At 55.2% G+C, this 499-nt stretch carries 1 pseudogene; it reads left to right on the forward strand.

The window, feature by feature from the left end:
• A pseudogene (locus FDX22_RS19340) lies at positions 1–499 on the forward strand (dihydropteroate synthase); the annotation flags it as partial.

Genomic DNA, 499 nt, shown 5'->3' on the forward strand with positions numbered 1-499 from the left:
GAAGTAATCGAAAAAGGGCTGAAGTGCATTCAGGGTAAAGGCATCGTTAACTCCATCTCGATGAAAGAGGGGGTTGAGACCTTTATTCATCACGCGAAGCTTCTGCGTCGCTACGGTGCCGCGGTGGTGGTGATGGCTTTTGACGAGCAGGGGCAGGCCGACACCCGCGCGCGTAAAATCGAGATCTGCCGTCGGGCGTACAAAATTCTTACCGAANATTTGCCGCCGGGCGTACAAAATTCTCACCGAAGACGTGGGTTTCCCGCCGGAAGACATTATCTTTGACCCGAACATCTTTGCCGTCGCGACCGGTATTGATGAGCACAACAACTACGCGCAGGACTTTATCGGGGCCTGTGAAGACATCAAACGCGAACTGCCGCATGCGCTGATCTCCGGCGGCGTCTCCAACGTGTCCTTCTCGTTCCGTGGTAACGACCCGGTGCGTGAAGCCATTCACGCGGTATTCCTCTACTACGCCATTCGCAACGGCATGGAC

The sequence above is a fragment of the Citrobacter sp. TBCS-14 genome (assembly GCF_005280805.1).
GTDB classification, from domain to species: domain Bacteria; phylum Pseudomonadota; class Gammaproteobacteria; order Enterobacterales; family Enterobacteriaceae; genus Citrobacter; species Citrobacter gillenii.